Here is an 18,584-nt window from a genome sequence, read left to right as displayed (position 1 = left end):
AGTCGCCTAGTAGGGCTGGGGAATCTCGTCACTATCGTCATCGTCGCGCATGCGCGCCTGGCGTTCGGCCTCTTCTTCCTTGGCGTCGTCGATCACTTCCATCAGTTCATCCACGTTGGCAATGTGGGTGGAGAACGTGAAGTGGCCCGTCAGCTTGGTGTCCGGGTGCAACTCGCCTGCTTCATACAGTGCCCACATCTCCTTGCCGTAGTGGGTGGATAGAAGCTCCGGCGCATAGCGGCCAAAATAAGCGCGCATATTGTTCACATCACGCTCCAGCATGGCAGCAGCGCTATTGTTGCCGGCAGCGTCGACGGCCTGGGGTAAATCGATGATCACCGGGCCTTCGGCATCCACCAGCACGTTGAACTCCGACAAGTCACCATGGATCAGGCCCGCACACAGCATGCGCACCACATCCGTGATGACCTTGTCGTGATAGCGCAGCGCCTGCTCATGAGTAAGCGTGACATCATCCAGGCGCGGCGCCACAGCGCCTTCAGCGTCGGTGATCATTTCCATCAGCAGGACGCCATCGACGAAGCCGTAGGGCTTGGGCACACGCACATCGGCGGCGGCCAGCCGATAAAGCGCATCCACCTCGGCGGTCAACCACGCCTGCTCCTGCTCTTTCTGGCCGTAGCGGGTTTTCTTCGACATGGCGCGGGCACGGCGGCTGTTGCGCTCCTTGCGGCCTTCCTGGTACTGCACGGCCTGCTTGAAGCTGCGCTGCTTGGCCTCCTTGAAGACCTTGGCACAACGCACGTCTTCACCACAGCGAACAACGAAAACCTGCGCTTCCTTGCCGCTCATCAACTGCGTCAGCACCTCATCGATCAGGCCGTCGTCGACCAGGGGCTGTAATCGTTTGGGTGTCTTCATGGTTAGCGGTAGTGGCTCCTTTGATGAGTCGGCGCGATCAACAGTATAGAAAAGCGCCTAATAACGAATGCGGCGAACGCGAAAGGCCCGCCCTTTCAGCTTGTCGCGCTCAAGCTTCGCCTGGGCCTTGTCGACCACCGAGTAGTTGACGGCCACATAGGCGCTGCGGGCGAGCACCTTGATCTTGCCGACCTGATCGCCATCGAGCCCACCTTCGCTGGTCAGCGCGCCAAGGATATCCCCCGGACGCAGTTTGTCCTTCTTGCCACCGGCGAGTTGCAGCGTGGCCATGGGCGGTTCGAAAGGTGCGCCTTGCGTCGCCCTGGGCAGCGCTTCGGTGGCCAGCGGCTCGCCCAGCAGCGCCGAGAGACGCTCCAGGCGGTAGGTTTCTTGCGGGGTCACCAGCGTGCAGGCAATGCCGCTGGCCCCGGCGCGCCCGGTGCGCCCCACCCGGTGAACGTGAACGTCCAGCTCGCGGGCAATCTGATAGTTGAACACGGCATCCAGCTGGGCAATATCCAGTCCGCGGGCGGCCACGTCGGTGGCTACCAGAATCGAGGCACTCTGGTTGGCAAACAGTATCAGAATGCGATCGCGATCCTTCTGCTCCAGATCACCGTGCAGCGCCACGGCGCTGAACCCGGCTGCCACCAGGCTGTCGGCCACCGCCTGGGTTTCGCGCTTGGTATTGCAGAACACCACGCTGGTGGTGGGCCGGTTGGCCAGCAGCAGCTGCTTCAGCGCGGCAAAGCGGGCCTCTTCATTGGGCACTTCATAGAAATGCTGCTCGATAGTGGTGGCATCGTGCATGTCGGCCACCTTGACCGAGACGGGGTCCACCATCACGCCACGCGTCATGGTGGCAAGCCCGCCGGCTTCCTGCTCATCCGGGAAGGTGGCGCTGAACAGCAGTGTCTGACGATCCGCCGGGGTTTCGCTGATAATGGCATCCAGGGTCGCCTGAAAGCCCATGTCCAGCATGCGATCGGCTTCATCCAGCACCAGCGTGCGCAGCGATCCAAGCGTCAGCGACCCCTTGCGCAAGTGTTCGTCGATACGCCCCGGCGTGCCCACCACGATATGGGCGCCGTGCTCGAGCGAGCCGAGCTGGGGGCCCAGCGGGGCGCCGCCACACAGTGTCAGTACCTTGACGTTGGCCATGGCCCGTGCCAGACGGCGCAGCTCTTCGGCCACCTGGTCGGCAAGCTCGCGGGTGGGGCAAAGCACCAGCCCCTGCACGGCAAACGCCTCCACACGCAGCTCGGCAAGCAGCGCCAGCCCAAACGCGGCCGTTTTACCCGACCCGGTCCTGGCCTGCGCCATGACATCGCGCCCGGCAAGCATGGGCGGCAGGCTCTGGGCCTGCACCGGCGTCATCTGCCGGTAGCCCAGAGATTCGAGGTTGGAAAGCAGCGCTGCCGGCAAGGCAAGCGACGAGAAGGAAGCGTCTGACACGATAAGACCTGCAGGGCCGTTCAACGGCCGGTAAAAATAACGAAAAGAATGCACTTTAATGGCAAGCACCATACCAGAAAGTGCCTACCGCTGCGTGCTTCTCATACGCCAAGGGGTGCAAAGCCCGCCTGGCAAAGGGCAGCCAGATCGTCTGGCGCAAGCTCGATTTCAAGCCCGCGTCGCCCGGCGCTCACATAGATACTGGCAAAGTCCCTGGCCGTCTCGTCGATATAGGTAGCCAGGCGCTTTTTCTGGCCCAGCGGGCTTACGCCACCCAGCACATAGCCGGTCGCCCGCTCGACTTCGACAGGTACGCCCATCGCCGCCTTCTTGGCCCCGGCGGCCTTGGCAATCTGCTTGAGACCCAGCTGGTGGGTCACCGGCACGATACCCACCGCAAGCGTCTTGCCGTCCAGTTTGACCACCAGCGTCTTGAACACCCGTTCGGCGGGGATGCCCAGCTTTTCAGCTGCTTCCATACCATAGGACTCGGCCGCTGTATCGTGATGGTACTCATGGATGTCGAACCAAATGCCCGCTTCTTTTGCTGTATTGATGGCTGGCGTCATGATGCTCCCTTGATGATTGGTAAAGATGAGCAGCGCAGTTCAAAGGGCTCTGGAAAGGCGCTTCGTGCCTGCTAGGCTAAATAGCGCAAGCCTCGAAGGGAAGTCAATCGACAGGAGCTTTATCATGCCAGCCAAATCCAAGGCCCAGCAAAAGGCCGCCGGCGCCGCCCTTTCCGCCAAGCGCGGGGAGACCAAGCCAAGTGAGCTTCATGAATCATCCAAGGACATGTACGACTCGATGAGCGAAAAGGAGCTCGAGGAGTTCGCGAGCACCCAGCGCAAAGGCAAGCCGCAAAAGAAAGGGGATTAATCCCCTCATTGCAAGCGCTTTACAGCATAACGCCAGCTCATGAGCTGGCGTTATGCTGGTACAGACAAGTGCTTACTGGCAGGGAACGACCCGGCGCAGGGTATCCTTGGCCCATAGCGTCTGGCCATCGGGTGTGCGGCCATGTTCGTTCCAGCGCTCGGAGGTTTCCATGCAGTAGGAACCCGCATCTTCCGTGCGTGGGTCGGCGTTGGCGGGTCGCTCACCGCCAATGCGGATCACATCCGGGTTGTTCGTGGTATAGCGTGGTGCAACGGTGGAACTTGCGCAGCCCGCAACCAGAACGGTGGCAAGCAGCACGGGCAAACAGCGGCGCAGTGGCATGTTTTGTAAACCTCGAAGGTACGGTATGGGGCCGACACGGATGGTCGGTAGCGCTAGATATCACCCCGCCCTTTTACCGTCAATCTTTTTAACGAGCCGCGCGTCATCGGCCTAGGTGGTAACCAGCGTGATACTGGTAATCGGGCGCAGATTGCGTTGCACGCAGTGCTGCTCCACGCTTTCGACGATCTCTTCGGCATCATGGATCTGCTGCTTGTCGAGCTGAATATCCACCATCAGAAAACTGCCCACCTGAGCCAGGCGAACATCGCCGCTTGAAATATCGAAGTCGGCCACTTCCTCGACCACGTCCTGACGAATGCGCCCCACGGGTTCGCCAAACATCAGCTCGCGCAGCGCCCCACGCACCATGCGCACCGGCATGGGCAGAAAGTAGCCGGCAATGATCAGCACCATGACCGGGTCGGCAAGGCGTGCATAGCCCGCCCAGGGAGTCAGGGTCAGAAGCCATGTCAGCGCAAAACCGAACATGACCGCCGCACTCAGCCCAGTATCCATCTGCCATTGGCGCAGCTCGGCGGCCAGCAGTGACGAGCGGGCAATTCGCGCATAGCGCTTCAGCCACCACCAGGTCAACAGGCAGCCGCCCACGTTGGCAAGGCTGAACAGGATGGCAAGGTCGAGCGTCACCAGGCGCCCACCCTGCAACAGGCTCGCTACCGCTGAGACCATCGAAAACAGGCATACCAGCGCGATCACCACGCCTTTGAGCAGTACGGCAAGAGGCTCTACCGTCAGCCGCCCAAAGGGGTAGTGATCATCCGCTGGTTTACGCGCCTGCTGCAAGGCAAGCAAAGAAAGCGACGCCAGGGCAAGGCTCAGCAGCGAATAGCCGCTATCGAACAAGATGGTGATGGAACCACTGGCCAGTCCCAGCACCAGGCCGGTCACGGCAAACAGACTTGCGGAAATGGCAGAAAATCGTAGCGCTCGGCGCTCGGCAACAAAGGGGGTCACGCTGAAAACTCCGTATCGAGTAGGAAAAGGTGCTGGATTCTAGCGTGTATGCTAGCGTTAAACGAATCGCTCAGCGCCATGAAAGTTGGCGCTCGACAAGAGAGAACCTATGCGCACTGAACAGGTACAAGCGTTTGTGGAGGTCACCGAGCACGGCTCGTTTGCGGCGGCCGCCCGCCAGTTGGGTATCAAGCGCAGCACGCTGAGTGCAGCCGTGCATGCGCTTGAAGATAGCCTTGGCGTGGCGCTGTTCGAACGCTCCGGCAACAGCCTTCAACTCACCGCGGTGGGAGAAAGCGTACTGCCTGACTGCTACCGGTTCCTGACCAGCGCCAGCCGCATCAAGAAGCACTGCCACCAGCATCTGCAAGGTGTCGAGAACCAGCTGTGCATCGCCCGCGATGACGCGCTGCCCGAAGTGTTCTGGCGCCAGTTGATGCACGACTTGAAACAGCAGTTCCCCCTGACCGCGATCTCGGTCTATCTGGTGCCCCCTCAGGAGCACGGCCAGTTCATCCTGCGCCAGACGGTGGATATCGCCTTTGGTCTGTATACCGCCGAAGGCGTGATCACCAATGCCGCCAACCTGGCTCCGGTAGGCATGCGTCTGGTCGCCTCGCCCCAGCACCCCTTGAGCCGGTTGCCCAGCGTCAACCGGGACGATCTGGCGCAGTACACGCAGGTATGCTTGACCCATATTCAGGAAGACCGACTGGTCAGCGAAGCGCTGTTTTCCGCCAATTATCTTGGATTCACCATGTTCGAGGTGATTCGCGATGCGGTAATCAATGCCACCGGTTGGGCGCTGCTTCCCCATCCACTGGTCAAAAAGGCTATCGATGAGGGACGGCTGTGTGCGCTGAACCACGACCTGGCGCTGGACAGCCACTACTACCGCTATGTGGAAGGCGACAACCTGGGCGTGGTGGCAACGACGCTGCTGAACAAGGTAGCGCACTTTCTTGGCGACACCCGCTGATCGCAACACGATTGACATATAGCAGTGGAAAAAAACGCGTTTGCCTTCCACGCTAGTAAAAAGAGCCGCACAAGGAGACCCAGGACCACCCCCAGGGAGCGACACCGGCGAGTGTCATGGAACCGTAAGATGTAACTGCCAGTGTCGGTATTGCCGTCAACCAAGGAGTTATATCCACGATGGTAAAACTCGATAAGAAAGCGACCAGGCTTTACGTGCTGGACACCAATGTCCTGATTCATGATCCCACCGCGCTCTACCATTTCGATGAGCATGACGTGGTGATCCCCATGACGGTTCTGGAGGAGCTCGACAAGCATAAAAACGGCAGTCGTGAGCTTGCCCGTACGGCGCGGCAGATCAGCCGCACGCTTTCTGACTTGACCAATCAGGTAACCTTCAGCGAGATTCAACGCGGTATTCCCATTCCTCGCCTCAGCGGCGACACCGGCCGTTTGCACTTTCTCTGCTACAGCGACCTTAAACCTTTCGACGCTCTTAACGACAGCCCCGACAACCGCATCCTGGCCGAAACCTGCCGGCTTCGCGATGAGCGCCCGGACGCCTCGGTCATCCTGATCACCAAGGACATCAACCTGCGCGTCAAGGCCGCCGCCCTCAAGGTGCCGGTGGAGGACTACCTCAACGACCGGGCCTTCTCCGACAGCGATGCCATGATCGAAGGGGCCAAGGTGTACGCCGACGCAGGCCTGGAGGGCGCCTCGCTCTGGGAAGCGTTGAACGTGGAGGTCAGCGTGGAGCGCATCGGCCACCAGACCTTCTATCAGCTGAGCGGCGCCATGCCTCGCCACTGGCACCTGGGCATGCTGGTGTCCGACAGTGAAAACGGTGCCGAGTTCGAAGCCATCATCCGCGAGCTTTCGCCCGTCTCCGCCCGCCTGCAACTCTTGACCAACTACCGCCATCACGCCGGTGTCTGGGGCGTGCACGCCCACGACAGCCGCCAGAACTTTACCCTCAACCTGCTGATGGACCCGGAAATCGACCTGGTCACCATTGCCGGCAATGCAGGCACGGGCAAGACCTTCATGACGCTTGCCGCCGCCTTTCAGCAGACCCTGGACGCCAAGCTGTTCGAGCGGATCGTGTTTACCCGCGCGCCCATTCCGATGGGTGAGGATATCGGCTTTCTGCCCGGCACCGAGGAGGAGAAGATGTCACCGTGGATGGGTGCCTTCCACGACAACATGGATAACCTGCTGCGTAACGAAGAGGGCGAATCCAGCTGGGATAACGGCGCCACGCGCCAGCTGATCGGCTCGCGGGTGCAGATCCGCTCGCCAAGCTTCATGCGCGGGCGCACCCTGAACGACACCTTTCTGATCATCGATGAGGCGCAGAACTTCACCCCGAAGCAGCTCAAGTCACTGATCACCCGCGCCGGGCGCAATACCAAGATCGTCTGCCTGGGTAACGTCGGCCAGATCGATACCCCCTACCTGACCGCCAATACCTGCGGCATGGCCGCCGTGGTCGAGCGCTTTCGCGACTGGCCCCACGCCGGCCATATCACCTTGAAAAGCGTGGAGCGTTCGCGCCTGGCCCTGGCCGCCGAGGAGCTTTTGTAACGCCCCGTTATTTCAATGCCCCCGCCTGCCTCCTACCCGCCCGCCTAGCGCCGGCGGGTATCATCCTTGTCATCATTCCAGGGGTTTTCCACGCCGATCGTATCGGCGGCAAACGCTTCACGATCGCCCAGCGCTCGCTCCTCGCCCACCGTCGTATCGTTGCCGGTCTGGCGCTCCATCTCGCTATTCACCTCGGCTCCCAGCAGCACCACGAAGGCAGACATCCAGAACCACATCATCAGCGCCACCACAGCCCCCAGCGAGCCATACAGCTCGCTGAAACTCGAGAAGTAGCGAACGTAGAGCGACAGCCCCCCCGAGCCCAGAAGCCACAACAGGGTCGCCAGCAGCGTGCCATAGCTCAGCCAGCGCCACTGGGCCGAACGCCGGTAAGGCGCATAGCGGTACAGCAGCGCAATCAGAAAACTCATGATGATCAGAAGCGCCGGCCAGCGCAGCCATTTCAACGCACTATCCACCGGCGACTCGATCATCAGGCTATCCACCACCACCGGCACCACGGCGATGAAGCCAAGCGATAACAGGGTCATGCCGATCAGCCCGAAGGTCAGCAGGATGAGTACCACACCACGCCATACAATCGGCCGTTTCTCCTGTTCGCCATACACCACGTTCAATCCGATCACCAGCACTCCTACCGCCTTCGAGGCGATGAACATGGCCACCAGCAGCCCGATCAACGCCGTCATGGTGTTGCCGGACTCCGTACTCTCGACGACCTGCTGCGTCTGCTGGTCGATCAGGTTGGCGGCGTCCGGCGGCATGAAGCGGCTGATTTCGTAAAGCTGCTGGCCCGCCTCGATAGGATTGAAAAAAAGCCCCCAGAGTGAAATGACCGCCGCGATCGTAGGAAACAGGGCAAGCAGCGAATAGAAGGCTACGCCGGCGGCCAGGATGGTGATGCGGTCGCGCTTGGCGGCGCGCAGCATCCGCCAGACGATATCGAACCAGCCTCGGCTCGGAATGTCTTCCGGCGACCGGGCACGCCGCCCGCGGCGATGGGGTAGATTGAACTGACTCATGATGCTCCTTCCCACAGTAATAACAGGGCCAGCATGACAGCAAGCGCCATCATCAGACCGCTGGTATGGTGCCGCATCCAGCCTTCCATGGCCGTCAGCTGGGTAACTAGCTTCATTGCCCGCGCCTCGACGGCCAGGGCAATATCCACGCATCTGGCCTTGACCGTACCAAGACCAAGCCCCGCCCGGCGCACGCCATTCAAGACGTGGCAGCCAAGCCAGGCACAAGGCCACCACAAGTCGCCGGCGGGCGGCGTGGCCAGGCGTCCATAGCGCGTTACCAGCCAGCCAAACGCTACCACCAGCACGCCCGCCGGCAGCGGCCACATGAGGCTTGTCCACTCCTTGAGCGGCGGTACGACCGCGCTGCCCTCGGGAAGCGGTAGCCACAGCGGAGTGATCAACGCCGCAACGAGCGCTGCAAGCCAGGCGCCCCACTGCCCGGGGTGGCTACCGCCAGCGCTGCGCTGCTGCCATTGACGCCACAGGCTGACGCTTACCAGCGCCGACGTCCCCACGGCTGCCCAGGTGAGCAGGCTGATCAGCGTTTCATGGTGCATGTCATACAGCGCGCTTTTCACGCTCCACTTGCTGATCAAGCCCCCGGCAAAGGCACCGGTCAGCGACAGCGCGGGCAGCGCCAGCAGCATCCAGATGACCACCGGCGACCAGCGCGGCATATGCTCGCTGATGCTGGTGCCCATGAACAGCGCTCCCTTGGCAAGGGCGTGGTGGGCGGCAAACAGCACCACCCCCGGCAGCAGCAGCGGCCATACCTCAGGTGCCGCCAGGCCCATGGCCACCATGGCGGTCAGCATGCCCATCTGGCTGATGCTCGAATACGCCAGCACCGCCTTGGGGTGACGCTGCCAGACGCCGTAGAGTGCGGCGCCGAAGGCCGCCGCAAGCCCTGCGATCAGCATGATGTTGCCCAGCTGGGTCAGCGCCGGTGACAGCGACGCCTCGCCAAGCGGAAGCACGTAGATCCACCCCAGCAGCCCAGCCTTGATCATGGCGCCACTCAGCACGGCACTGGCCGGGGCCGGGGCTGCCGGGTGGGCCAGCGGCAGCCAGACATGCAGGCCGATCACCCCCGCCTTGACGCCCAGCCCCAGCCACAGCAACGCCGCCATGGCCGCACCGTGTTCAGAGGTTGCCACCGCCTCGCGAACGCCCTCCAGCATCACGCTTTGGGTCGCGCCCGCGGCCCATAAAAGGCCGCCCAGAATCATCCCCTCCCCCAGCACCGCCAGGATCAGGTACGCCCTGGCGCCCAGCTTGGCATCAGCGGTGCCGTTGTGCACTACCAGGGCATAGGCGGCGAACGTCATCAGCGCAAAGCCGAGGTAGAAGCTGGCAATATCCTGGGCAATGATCAGCAGCAGGTTACCCGAAAGTGTCACCGGCCACAGCAGCGCCAGGCGCAGCAGCCGACGCTCGGCGGCGCCATCCCCCGTCTGGGCACGCGCCTGCTCCCTGGCAAAGTAGCCGCGTGCATGCACCGCGGCGAGGCTCCAGAGAAGAGCGGTAAAGGCAAGCCAGGGGCGGCTGAGCGCGTCAAGCGACCAGCGGCCGCCCAGCATCCAGGCATCCATCTCCCACTGCGCCTCGCCAGCGTAGGCCAGCAAGAGCGCCGGCCAGGCAGCACTCAGCCACCAACAGGAGAAATAGCGCCGACGCGCCACCGGCGTGCGGTAGGCCTGCCATACGCAGAGGGCGCTCACGCACAGCGGCCAGCCAAGGGCGAGTACCAGCAGCAGCGTGATCATGGCAGGTACTCCCCCACCGCCACTCGGGTCGCCCAGTCCAGCGGGCTGAACGGCAGCCCGGCAAACAGCCCGGCGCCCAGGCTGATGACGGCGGTGAACACCGCAGGCCAGAGCAGCCAGCCGTGGGTTTCCAGGCGCCCCAGGCGCTGCTCGTCGGGCCAGTGGCCATGGCCGTGGGCTGGCCCCACGCGAAACCACAGGCGATGCACGATGGGCAGGAAATAGATCGCGTTGAGCGTGCTGCTGGCCACCAGTACCGCCACCACCCAGTACATGTCGGCCTGAATGGCGCCGATGCCCAGATACCACTTGGTGATGAACCCCGCCACCGGCGGCAGGCCGATCATGCCAAACGCGCCGACGGTAAAGGCCAGGCTGGTCAGGGGCATGCGCTTGCCGGCGCCGTCCATTTCATCGATCCGGTGGATGCCCAGCTCTTCGGCATAGATACCCGCACAGAAGAACAGCGTGACCTTCATCAACCCCTGATGCAGCAGGTGGGCCAACGCGCCGATGGTGCCAAACGGCCCGAACAGGCTGACGCCCAGCACCACATAGGAAACCTGACTGATGGTCGAGAATGCCAGCCGAGGCTTCAATTCCTGCTGGGCAATGGCACGCATCGACCCGTAAATAATGGTGATGCAGGACGCCACGGCCAGTGCCGTGGTCACACCCAGCTCAACGCTGAGCTCGATGCCATACAGATCGTAGATGATGCGCAGGATGCCAAAAGCGCCTGCCTTGACCACGGCTACCGCATGCAGCAGCGCGCTGACCGGCGCCGGCGCCACCATCGCCCGAGGCAGCCAGCCATGCAGCGGCACCATGGCCGCCTTGACCGCAAACCCGCCTACCAGCAGGGCAAAGATCAGCGTCAGCAGCACGCGGTGATCGTCCAGGTAGTCCCCCAGCCCGCGCTCGGAGGCAAAGGAGTGATCCCCGGTCAGGCTGTACAGCAGCACGACGCCAAACAGCAGCACGACGCCTGCGGTCAGGGTGTAGCGCAGGTAGATACGCCCGGCATTGAGTGCCTTGTCGCTCCCCGAATGCACGACCAGCGGATAGGTCGAAAGCGTCAACATCTCGTAGAAGATCAAGAAGGTGAACAGGTTGCCAGCCAGCGCGATGCCCAGGGTACTGGCCACGCAGAGGCTGAAGAAGCCGAAGAAGCGCTTGCGGTTGGCGGTGCCTTCCAGGTAACCGATGGCATACACCGTGGTGCACAGCCAGAGTACCGACGAGAGCCCGGCAAACATCACCCCGAGGGCATCGGCACGCAGTACAAAATCGATATTGCCCACGACCTGGAAACTGAAGACCGCTTCGTCGCCATGGGTAATCCGCTTGACCATCAGTGCCACCAGGCTGATCTTGATGATCGCGGCGGTCAGGTTGACGCTGGTACGCGCCCGCCTTGCCTCTTCCGGCAGCGAGAAGATGATCACCGCCGCCAGCAGCGAAGCCGCCAGCGCCGTAAGCGGCAGCCAGGCGGTATTCATGCGCCACCTCCATGCAGAAGATCGAGCGGCCAGTGTGCCAAGAGCCCCAGCCCGAAGGCTGCCAGCGCCAGACCCAGGGCAATGACATCCATTCCCGGTGCCAGCGGCTGATAGTCGTGACGCGGCGCGGTTTCCATGAACGAGTAGCGAAAGAAACGGAAGATGTAGGCAGCCGTCAACAGCGTACCGGCCAGCAGCGCGGCCACTGCCCACCACTGTTGAGAGATGACCATGGATTGCAGCAGCAGCCACTTGGCCGTGAAACCGGCGCTGGGGGGCAGCCCCATCAAGGTGACCGAGGCCACCCCGAACACCAGCAGCGAAAGCGGCAGCCGCCGGCTGGTACCGGCAAGACCTTCGAGGGTCTTTTCACCGGTGGCCAGTATCAGGTTGCCGGCAGCCATGAACATGGCCGCCTTGGCCAGCGCATGGCCCATCAGCTGCAGCCAGAAGCCGTCCCAGGCAAGCGCTCGCGCCAGCGGGCTGATATCCGGCCCCAGCAGCAGTGGAAATACCACCATCAGATAACCCAGCTGGGCGACGGTGGACGAGGCCACCAGGGTTTTCAGCGACTCGGCTCGCCAGGCAATCAGCCCGCCCCACAGGATCGCCAGCATGCCCATCCAGGCGATGACCCGCGGCGCCCAGAAGGTCTCGAACAGCAGAATGCCCCAGAGTTCGAGCAGCACGAACAGCGACGCCTTGACCACCAGACCTGCATGCAGCGCGCTCACCGGCGTCCAGGCGCTGGCGTGTACCGGCGAAAGCCAGGCGTGAAGCGGGAACAGGGCTGCCTTCAGCGCAAGCCCCGCGCCCATTAGAGCCGCCGCTACCCAGGCCACCGGGCCAGGCTCCACCATCTCGGCAAGCCCGGCCAGGTCAAGCCGGCCCCAGTAGCCCAGGATCAGCGCAACCCCCAACAGGTAGGCAAGCGACCCCACCAATGTGAGCAGCAGATAGCGCATACCCGCCAGCAGCGCATCCGCCTTGCCGGAGAGCAGCAGCATGGCCACTGCCGAAAGCCCCATGGCTTCCAACGCGATGTACAGCGTCAACAGATCGGTCGAGAGCCAGGCAAGCGACAGCGCGCTGATGACTACCCCCATCAACGGCCAGAGCCAGCGGGCAAGACGCTCAGGCTCGGAAATACGCAAGAGCCCCGGCGTATACAGCGCCGCTGCCGCGCCCAGCCACTGGGTCAGCAGCAGCAACAGCATGCTGACGCCGTTCACACGCAGCGCCACGTTGATACCGATAAACTCCCACTGCCAATGCAGCACGCCTGCCTGTTGGGTGTCCATGAGCAGGCCGATACCACCGCCAAGGATGACAGCACACCCCAGCGCCACGGGCCACATCCGCCGGGGCGGGAAAATGGCCGCCAGGACACCAAATACAAGCGGCAGCAACAACGCCGCGGCCAGCGCCCAGTGGCTTGTCATCAGGGGATCGAAGGTGCTGTCCGTCAGGCCAAACCGCCAGTTCATTGGCGTGTCTCCTCGAGCCCACGGCTACCCAGCAGCGCGTTTTCGCCCTCCAGCCGGTAAAGTTTGCGGATGACCAGTGCCCCCAGCAGAGAACCGAGCCAGGCGACCACCAGGCCGGTGGTAATCAGCGCCTGCCCCTGAGGATCGGCCCCTGCCAGCCCGGCCAGCAGCAGAAACACGCCGGAGCCCAGCACGTTGAACGCCAGCAGCCGACGCACCAGATGCCGGTGCCAGGCAAACGCGCCCATGGCGGCGGCCACCATCACCACGCCTGCCAAAAGCAGCGGATGCTCGGTGGGCGAGTACACCATGGCAGGAAAAATAAAACGCACCACGGCCCCCACCATCAAACACCAGGCAAGCGCCAGCAGCGTGCGCATGACGCCGCGCAAGCGAGGCTCCTTGAAGTGATCGTGAGGTGGCAATGTGTCGGAAGCGGGCGCAAGGACGCCCAAGGCATAAAAGAAGCATGGCGTGGTCAGCAATGCCCCGATGAAGCCCTCCATCAAGGCAAGCCAGGGGGCGGCAAGGGTCAACCAGGCCAATGCCATGCACAGGGTAAAGGCAACGAAAAAGCCGCAGGCGCGCAGCAGGTGCCGGTCGAACAGGCAGAATAGCGCTGCTGTCAGCAGACAGAGCGCTAGAACGACTTCGATAAGATCAACAGACGCGATCACGGCCTTTGCTATCCTTGCACCGGCTTGTAGTAGGTTACTGTGCCTGCCTTTACGTTACTTGTCGATGTGCTGATTATCCCAGCAGCTTGGTGAGCCACTGACCGATATCGCCCACCTGCTGCGGGCAGAGCGCATGGGCCATGGGGTACTGGCGATAATTGGCCGAATAGCCCTGTGCCTTGAGCCGATCAAACGCTGCCCGGCCCAGGCTTTCGGCCACGATGGGGTCGAAGTTGCCGTGGTGCACCTCGATGGGCAGGGTGCGATTGGCCTCGCTCGTCTCGATGCTGTCGGCCGTGGCGAAGTAGGTCGACATGGCCAGCAGCCCGCCCAACGGCTGCGGGAATGAAAGTGCGGCCTGATAGGCCACGGCGCCGCCCTGGGAAAAGCCCGCCACGATGATTCGCCGGCTATCGATGCCCTGATCGATCTGCTCCTGAATCAGCGCCTGGATGCGCTCGGCCGAGCGCTTGAGCTGCACTTCGTCCACCCGGCGGCCCAGGTCCATGGCCAGAATGTCGTACCAGGCGGGCATGACCATGCCGCCATTGACGGTGACCGCAAGCTTTGGCGCATGGGGCATGATAAAGCGCACGTGCGCATTGCCTGGCAGGTTCAGCGCGGGGATTAGTGGCTCGAAATCGTGCCCGTCGGCCCCCAGCCCGTGAATGATAAACACACAGGCATCGGCGGGTTGACCATGTTGCGGCTCGATAATCAGTTCGCCCGGTGCGGTCATCGGTTTCATCCTTACTTACTTGATTGAAAAAAGCACCCTAGCGCAAACCGGCACTCACGGCGAGAAGTTACGCTCAAAAGGGCCACACCAGAGGAATCAAGGCCACCGCAATGGCGCCGGTAAGCACGTTCAACCCGCCGCCTACACGCAGAAAGTCGCTGATGCGATAGCCGCCGGGCCCATACACCATCAAATTGGTCTGATAGCCGATCGGCGTCAGGAAACTGGCCGAGGCGGCAAACATCACGGTGACCACGTAAGGCATCGGGTTGACCCCCAGGCTTTCGGCAGCGGCCATCACTACCGGAAAGATGATTACCGCCGCCCCGTTGTTGGTCACCATTTCCGTCAAGAGCGCCACCACGCAGTAGGTGCCCAGCAGCAGTAGCCAGGGGCTACCGCCCACGATATTCAACACGCCCCCCGCAATGGCGTCCGCCGCACCAGAGCTTTGCAGCGCCGCCCCTACCCCGAAAGATGCCGCGATGGTCAGCAATACCTGGCTATCCAGTCCACGCTTGGCGGCTTCGACCGAACAGCAGCCTGTCAGAAGCGCCAACGCTGCCCCGAGCATGGCGGCATTGAGCATGCTGACCACGCCAAGGGCCGCCAGCAGCACCGCCCCCAGCAAGATGCCCCAGGCCAGCGGCGCCTTTTCATGCACCGGCCGGGCCGAGCCGTTAAGCTCGCTGATCAGCAGAAAATCCTTTGACTGGCGGTGGCGCTCGATGAACGGCGGCCGGGCCTCCAGCAGCAGCACATCCGCCGACTGCAAACGCACCTGCCCCAGGTTGCCCTTGACCCGCTCGCCTCCCCGGCACACTGCCAGCACGGCGGCACCGTAAAGCGTGCGAAAACGTCCATCGCGAATACGCTGGCCGATGAACTGGCACTGACTGGACACCACTGCCTCGACCAGACGGCGCTCCTTGAACTCCTTTTCCAGGCTGGAGGCGCTTTCACGGGACGGCACCAATCCGCGGATCTGCTGCAGCTCGACGGCGGCATCGCTGGTGCCGGCAAACACCAGGCGGTCGCCGCCTTTCAACTGCTCGCCGGGGCCAACCACGCTGACCACGTTGCCGTCGCGCTCGATCTCGACGAGAAACAGCTCTTGAAGATGGCGCAGCCCCGCCTCCTCCACCGTGCGATTGACCAGCACACCATCGCGATCCACTTCCATCTCGATGGTGAACTCGCGCGGATTGGCAAACACGTTGGCAAGCCCTTCACGGGCAGGCAGCAGGCGAGGGCCAAGCAGGACCAGGTAAGCAAGCCCGGCCACGGCAACCGGAAGCCCCACCCAGGCAAGGTCAAAAAGCCCCATGGTCAGATTCGGATAACGATCAACCAGCAACCCGTGAACGACCAGATTGGTACTGGTACCAAACAGGGTAACGGTGCCGCCCAGAATCGAGGCAAAGCTCAACGGCATCAAAAGCCGCTGGGGCGAGCGCCGTAGTCGCCGGCTCCAGCTCATTACAGCGGGGATATAGGTGGCCACGACCGGCGTATTGTTCAAGAACCCGCTCAAGGAGGCAACCGGCAGCAGCAGGCGCAGCATGGCCCCACGTTCGGTTTTTGGCCGCCCCAGCACGTAGCGGATGATCAGATCGATACCGCCGGTTTCACGGATACTGGCCACCAGCACATACATGAACGCGACGGTGAACAAGCCGCTGTTGGAGAATCCGCCAAGCGCCTCGGCGGGCGCCAGTACGCCCAGCGTCATCAGTACGATCACCGCGCCCAGCAATATGATATCCGGCCCCAGGCGGGACACGGCCATTAACGGAAAAATGATGACGACCACAGCCACCGCGATCCAGGCATCCAGCGACATAACGCAGTATCCTTAACAATAAAAGCCTGCGCTATTGTGAAGCCTGCGGCATATTCTAAAAAGTTATTTTTAGAAACATTTAAATATCAAAATAGAATATAAGTTTTTACATGCACAAAAAAACCCCGCCTGATGAGCGGGGTTTTCAGCACACTGACGTCAAGCGTCAGCGGCGGACATCAAGTAGCGTGAATTAGTTCACGACCTTGATGTTGGAAGCCTGAAGGCCTTTCTTGCCCTGAGTGACGTCGAAGGAAACCTTCTGGCCGTCCTGCAGGGTCTTGAAGCCTTCAGCTTGAATTTCGGAGAAGTGCGCGAACAGGTCGTCGCCATTGTCGTCCGGAGAAATGAAGCCGAAACCTTTAGTGTCGTTAAACCACTTAACGGTACCAGTTGCCATGATCGAAATCCTCGATATATCTCTATGTAAAGCCGGGCAATACCCGAATTGCAGTGGGTAGGACAAGAAACTTTCACCAGACTTACGCATGGGCGTTCGGTACTGCTGACAACGTTCGACTTGCTAACCAACTGCATGAAGCATGCGCTTAACAAAAGCGCACGTCAACACTATGCTTGAAAAAAAACTTAATGCAATGAATTTTCTTTTAAAACACCAATTAGCGGCCTTTCGGGGTCATCAGGGCAGCCAGCAGCGTCGTGGCCCTAGTGACACGATACAGCTGGCGAATCTTGTCGTTAACCTGCTGGTTGTCGCTCACGCCCGGCATCTTTCAAACCGCCGTCAGCTTGCTCAACGCCCCCTGCCAGCCTGCACTGGAAAGTCGAAGCAGCACCGACCGCCTTTGCAGAAGGAACGTTTTAAAAACACATTTGTTACAGGATTAGACAGACAGACGGATTGTCTACTAAGGTGGATAACGAGCTTGATTAGACCAGTCGGTTTAAGCCGACATGGATCTTGAAGCGTTGATGCAGATTCAGGCACTGATCTAACACTTGAAGCGTTGATCTAAAGATAGGAGATCTTATGAGCAACAGCATCACTACCGTTAACCCGGCCACCGGCGATACGCTGAATACCTACACGCTGATGGATTCCAGCCAGGCCAAGCAAGTGGTCGAGGCGAGCCACCAGGCCTTTCTCGACTGGCGCCTGCAGTCACTCGACCAGCGCGCCAAGGTCGTCAAGGCCATCGGCAAAGCGCTGGGTGAGCACAAGGAAGAATTGGCCGAGCTCATGGTCAAGGAGATGGGCAAACCACCACAGCAGGCGCGCCAGGAAGTCGACCTGTGCGTGGGCATCTGTGACTACACCGCAGAGCAGGGCCCGAAAAAACTGGCCGATGAAGAGCGCAAGCCCGGTAACGGCGAGCGCGGCTTCATTACCTACTCTCCCATGGGTGTCATCTACGGCATCCAGCCGTGGAACTTCCCGGCCTATCAGGTCGTGCGCTACTCCATCGCCAACATCATGGCGGGTAACAGCGTACTGCTGAAGCACGCCGAAAATGTCACGGGCAGCGGGCTGCTGCTGGAGAAGATTTACCGTGAAGCGGGCCTGCCGGAAAACGTCTTCCGTACTCTGGTCATCTCCCACGAGGTATCGGATGAAGTGATTGCCCACAAGGCCGTGCGTGGTGTCACGCTGACCGGCAGTGACGGTGCCGGGCGCAAGGTGGCTGCCAAAGCGGCTGAAAACCTCAAGAAGACCGTGCTGGAGCTGGGTTCCAACGATGCCTTTTTGGTACTCGATGACGCCGACCTCGACGTTGCGGTGAACACCTGCGTGCAGGGCCGGGTCTTCAACGGCGGCCAGACGTGCGTGGCGGCCAAGCGTTTCGTGGTTACCGAGGCCAACTATGACGCCTTCAAGGAGCGCTTCGTCGAGAAGATGAAGTCGTTGAAAGTCGGCGACCCGAATGACAGCGATACCGACCTTGGCCCCATGGCGCGTGTCGACTTGCGCGATGCGCTGCACGAGCAGGTGGAAGAGAGTGTCAAAAACGGTGCCAAGGTGCTGTGCGGCGGTGAAAAACCCGAAGGCAAAGGTGCATTCTACCCGGTTACCGTGCTGGACAACGTCACCCCCGGCCAGCCCGCGTACGATGACGAGCTGTTCGGCCCGGTCGCGGCGCTGATTCGTGCCAAGGATGATGAAGACGCCATGCGCATTGCCAACGACAGCCGCTATGGCCTGGGCGGCGGCATCATTTCCAAGGACGTGAAGCGCGCCACGGAGCTTGCCAGCAAGTACTTCGATACCGGCATGGTCTTCATCAACGGCTTTGGTGTGGCCACACCGGAGATGCCGTTCGGCGGCGTCAAGGACTCAGGCTATGGCCGCGAGCATGGCGGCTTCGGCATGCATGAGTTCGTCAACGCCAAGGCGGTCATCGTGGTCAGCGAGTAACATCGCCTGGATGTGACGCTATCTGCGTCAAGAAGTGCGCCGCACG

General features: G+C 61.6%; 17 protein-coding genes. 4 read left to right on the top strand and 13 right to left on the bottom strand.

The annotated features are described in order from the left end of the window. Positions 1-6 precede the first annotated feature (6 nt). From HW452_RS01630 to ybaK, 3 genes are all read right to left on the bottom strand, one after another. Positions 7-882 carry a PA4780 family RIO1-like protein kinase gene (locus HW452_RS01630; protein WP_224104360.1) on the bottom strand — a complete coding sequence of 292 codons (876 nt, stop codon included), beginning with the start codon at positions 880-882 and terminating at the stop codon, positions 7-9. A gap of 57 nt (positions 883-939) precedes the next feature. Then, entirely contained in the window at positions 940-2,337 is a 1,398-nt protein-coding gene (gene dbpA / locus HW452_RS01625; RefSeq protein WP_224104359.1) for an ATP-dependent RNA helicase DbpA, read from the bottom strand. A gap of 101 nt (positions 2,338-2,438) precedes the next feature. After that, positions 2,439-2,906, bottom strand: a complete 468-nt coding sequence (gene ybaK, locus HW452_RS01620; protein ID WP_224104358.1) for a Cys-tRNA(Pro) deacylase — start codon at positions 2,904-2,906, stop codon at positions 2,439-2,441. A gap of 124 nt (positions 2,907-3,030) precedes the next feature. Between ybaK and HW452_RS01615 the strand changes: the two genes are divergently transcribed. After that, complete coding sequence (locus tag HW452_RS01615) at positions 3,031-3,216, top strand: DUF3008 family protein (protein ID WP_224104357.1); 186 nt, start codon at positions 3,031-3,033, stop codon at positions 3,214-3,216. Between the two features lie 72 nt (positions 3,217-3,288). Here the strand turns inward: HW452_RS01615 and HW452_RS01610 are convergent, their stop codons facing one another. Both HW452_RS01610 and HW452_RS01605 read right to left on the bottom strand, forming a co-directional pair. Further along, positions 3,289-3,558 (bottom strand): hypothetical protein, encoded by a 270-nt coding sequence (locus HW452_RS01610; protein ID WP_224104356.1) that lies wholly within the window; start codon positions 3,556-3,558, stop codon positions 3,289-3,291. Positions 3,559-3,669: 111 nt separating this feature from the next. Continuing rightward, on the bottom strand, positions 3,670-4,536 hold the full coding sequence (locus HW452_RS01605; protein ID WP_224104355.1) for a cation diffusion facilitator family transporter: 867 nt from the start codon (positions 4,534-4,536) through the stop codon (positions 3,670-3,672). A 109-nt stretch (positions 4,537-4,645) separates the two neighbouring features. Here HW452_RS01605 and HW452_RS01600 point away from each other — a divergent pair, with 109 nt between their 5' ends. After that, positions 4,646-5,515 (top strand): LysR family transcriptional regulator, encoded by an 870-nt coding sequence (locus HW452_RS01600; RefSeq protein WP_224104354.1) that lies wholly within the window; start codon positions 4,646-4,648, stop codon positions 5,513-5,515. Between the two features lie 179 nt (positions 5,516-5,694). After that, positions 5,695-7,104, top strand: coding sequence for a PhoH family protein (locus HW452_RS01595; protein WP_224104353.1), 1,410 nt, complete (start codon positions 5,695-5,697; stop codon positions 7,102-7,104). Positions 7,105-7,148: 44 nt separating this feature from the next. On the opposite strand, the gene HW452_RS01590 is transcribed toward HW452_RS01595, so the two are convergent. The 8 genes from HW452_RS01590 to HW452_RS01555 form a co-directional block, all read right to left on the bottom strand. Beyond that, positions 7,149-8,147, bottom strand: coding sequence for a YihY/virulence factor BrkB family protein (locus HW452_RS01590; RefSeq protein ID WP_224104352.1), 999 nt, complete (start codon positions 8,145-8,147; stop codon positions 7,149-7,151). Further along, positions 8,144-9,916 carry a proton-conducting transporter membrane subunit gene (locus tag HW452_RS01585; protein ID WP_224104351.1) on the bottom strand — a complete coding sequence of 591 codons (1,773 nt, stop codon included), beginning with the start codon at positions 9,914-9,916 and terminating at the stop codon, positions 8,144-8,146. The genes HW452_RS01590 and HW452_RS01585 overlap by 4 nt, the downstream gene beginning before the upstream one ends. Next, a complete protein-coding gene (locus tag HW452_RS01580; RefSeq protein ID WP_224104350.1) occupies positions 9,913-11,418 on the bottom strand; it encodes a complex I subunit 5 family protein in 1,506 nt (501 codons plus the stop codon). Before HW452_RS01580 ends, HW452_RS01585 begins: the two co-directional genes overlap by 4 nt. After that, a complete protein-coding gene (locus HW452_RS01575) occupies positions 11,415-12,905 on the bottom strand; it encodes a complex I subunit 5 family protein (RefSeq protein ID WP_224104349.1) in 1,491 nt (496 codons plus the stop codon). Before HW452_RS01575 ends, HW452_RS01580 begins: the two co-directional genes overlap by 4 nt. After that, complete coding sequence (locus HW452_RS01570) at positions 12,902-13,582, bottom strand: NADH-quinone oxidoreductase subunit K (RefSeq protein WP_224104348.1); 681 nt, start codon at positions 13,580-13,582, stop codon at positions 12,902-12,904. Before HW452_RS01570 ends, HW452_RS01575 begins: the two co-directional genes overlap by 4 nt. A gap of 73 nt (positions 13,583-13,655) precedes the next feature. Then, positions 13,656-14,321 carry an alpha/beta hydrolase gene (locus HW452_RS01565; protein ID WP_224104347.1) on the bottom strand — a complete coding sequence of 222 codons (666 nt, stop codon included), beginning with the start codon at positions 14,319-14,321 and terminating at the stop codon, positions 13,656-13,658. Positions 14,322-14,394: 73 nt separating this feature from the next. Further along, a complete protein-coding gene (locus tag HW452_RS01560; RefSeq protein ID WP_224104346.1) occupies positions 14,395-16,164 on the bottom strand; it encodes an SLC13 family permease in 1,770 nt (589 codons plus the stop codon). 193 nt (positions 16,165-16,357) lie between these two features. After that, positions 16,358-16,564, bottom strand: a complete 207-nt coding sequence (locus HW452_RS01555; protein ID WP_224104345.1) for a cold-shock protein — start codon at positions 16,562-16,564, stop codon at positions 16,358-16,360. Positions 16,565-17,155: 591 nt separating this feature from the next. On the opposite strand from HW452_RS01555, the gene HW452_RS01550 reads away from it, so the two are divergent. Beyond that, on the top strand, positions 17,156-18,538 hold the full coding sequence (locus HW452_RS01550; protein ID WP_224104344.1) for an NAD-dependent succinate-semialdehyde dehydrogenase: 1,383 nt from the start codon (positions 17,156-17,158) through the stop codon (positions 18,536-18,538). Positions 18,539-18,584 lie beyond the last annotated feature (46 nt).

This window comes from Vreelandella aquamarina (assembly GCF_020075495.1).
GTDB lineage: Bacteria > Pseudomonadota > Gammaproteobacteria > Pseudomonadales > Halomonadaceae > Vreelandella > Vreelandella aquamarina_A.
Note: the sequence above shows the minus strand (reverse complement) of the source record. Positions and strands in the feature narration are given on the sequence as shown.

Coding starts and splice junctions, on each gene's coding strand:
- HW452_RS01630 (WP_224104360.1), bottom strand. CDS start 882: ATGAAGACACCCAAACGATTACAGCCCCTGGTCGACGACGGCCTGATC.
- ybaK (WP_224104358.1), bottom strand. CDS start 2,906: ATGACGCCAGCCATCAATACAGCAAAAGAAGCGGGCATTTGGTTCGAC.
- HW452_RS01615 (WP_224104357.1), top strand. CDS start 3,031: ATGCCAGCCAAATCCAAGGCCCAGCAAAAGGCCGCCGGCGCCGCCCTT.
- HW452_RS01610 (WP_224104356.1), bottom strand. CDS start 3,558: ATGCCACTGCGCCGCTGTTTGCCCGTGCTGCTTGCCACCGTTCTGGTT.
- HW452_RS01600 (WP_224104354.1), top strand. CDS start 4,646: ATGCGCACTGAACAGGTACAAGCGTTTGTGGAGGTCACCGAGCACGGC.
- HW452_RS01595 (WP_224104353.1), top strand. CDS start 5,695: ATGGTAAAACTCGATAAGAAAGCGACCAGGCTTTACGTGCTGGACACC.
- HW452_RS01590 (WP_224104352.1), bottom strand. CDS start 8,147: ATGAGTCAGTTCAATCTACCCCATCGCCGCGGGCGGCGTGCCCGGTCG.
- HW452_RS01585 (WP_224104351.1), bottom strand. CDS start 9,916: ATGATCACGCTGCTGCTGGTACTCGCCCTTGGCTGGCCGCTGTGCGTG.
- HW452_RS01580 (WP_224104350.1), bottom strand. CDS start 11,418: ATGAATACCGCCTGGCTGCCGCTTACGGCGCTGGCGGCTTCGCTGCTG.
- HW452_RS01575 (WP_224104349.1), bottom strand. CDS start 12,905: ATGAACTGGCGGTTTGGCCTGACGGACAGCACCTTCGATCCCCTGATG.
- HW452_RS01565 (WP_224104347.1), bottom strand. CDS start 14,321: ATGACCGCACCGGGCGAACTGATTATCGAGCCGCAACATGGTCAACCC.
- HW452_RS01560 (WP_224104346.1), bottom strand. CDS start 16,164: ATGTCGCTGGATGCCTGGATCGCGGTGGCTGTGGTCGTCATCATTTTT.
- HW452_RS01555 (WP_224104345.1), bottom strand. CDS start 16,564: ATGGCAACTGGTACCGTTAAGTGGTTTAACGACACTAAAGGTTTCGGC.
- HW452_RS01550 (WP_224104344.1), top strand. CDS start 17,156: ATGAGCAACAGCATCACTACCGTTAACCCGGCCACCGGCGATACGCTG.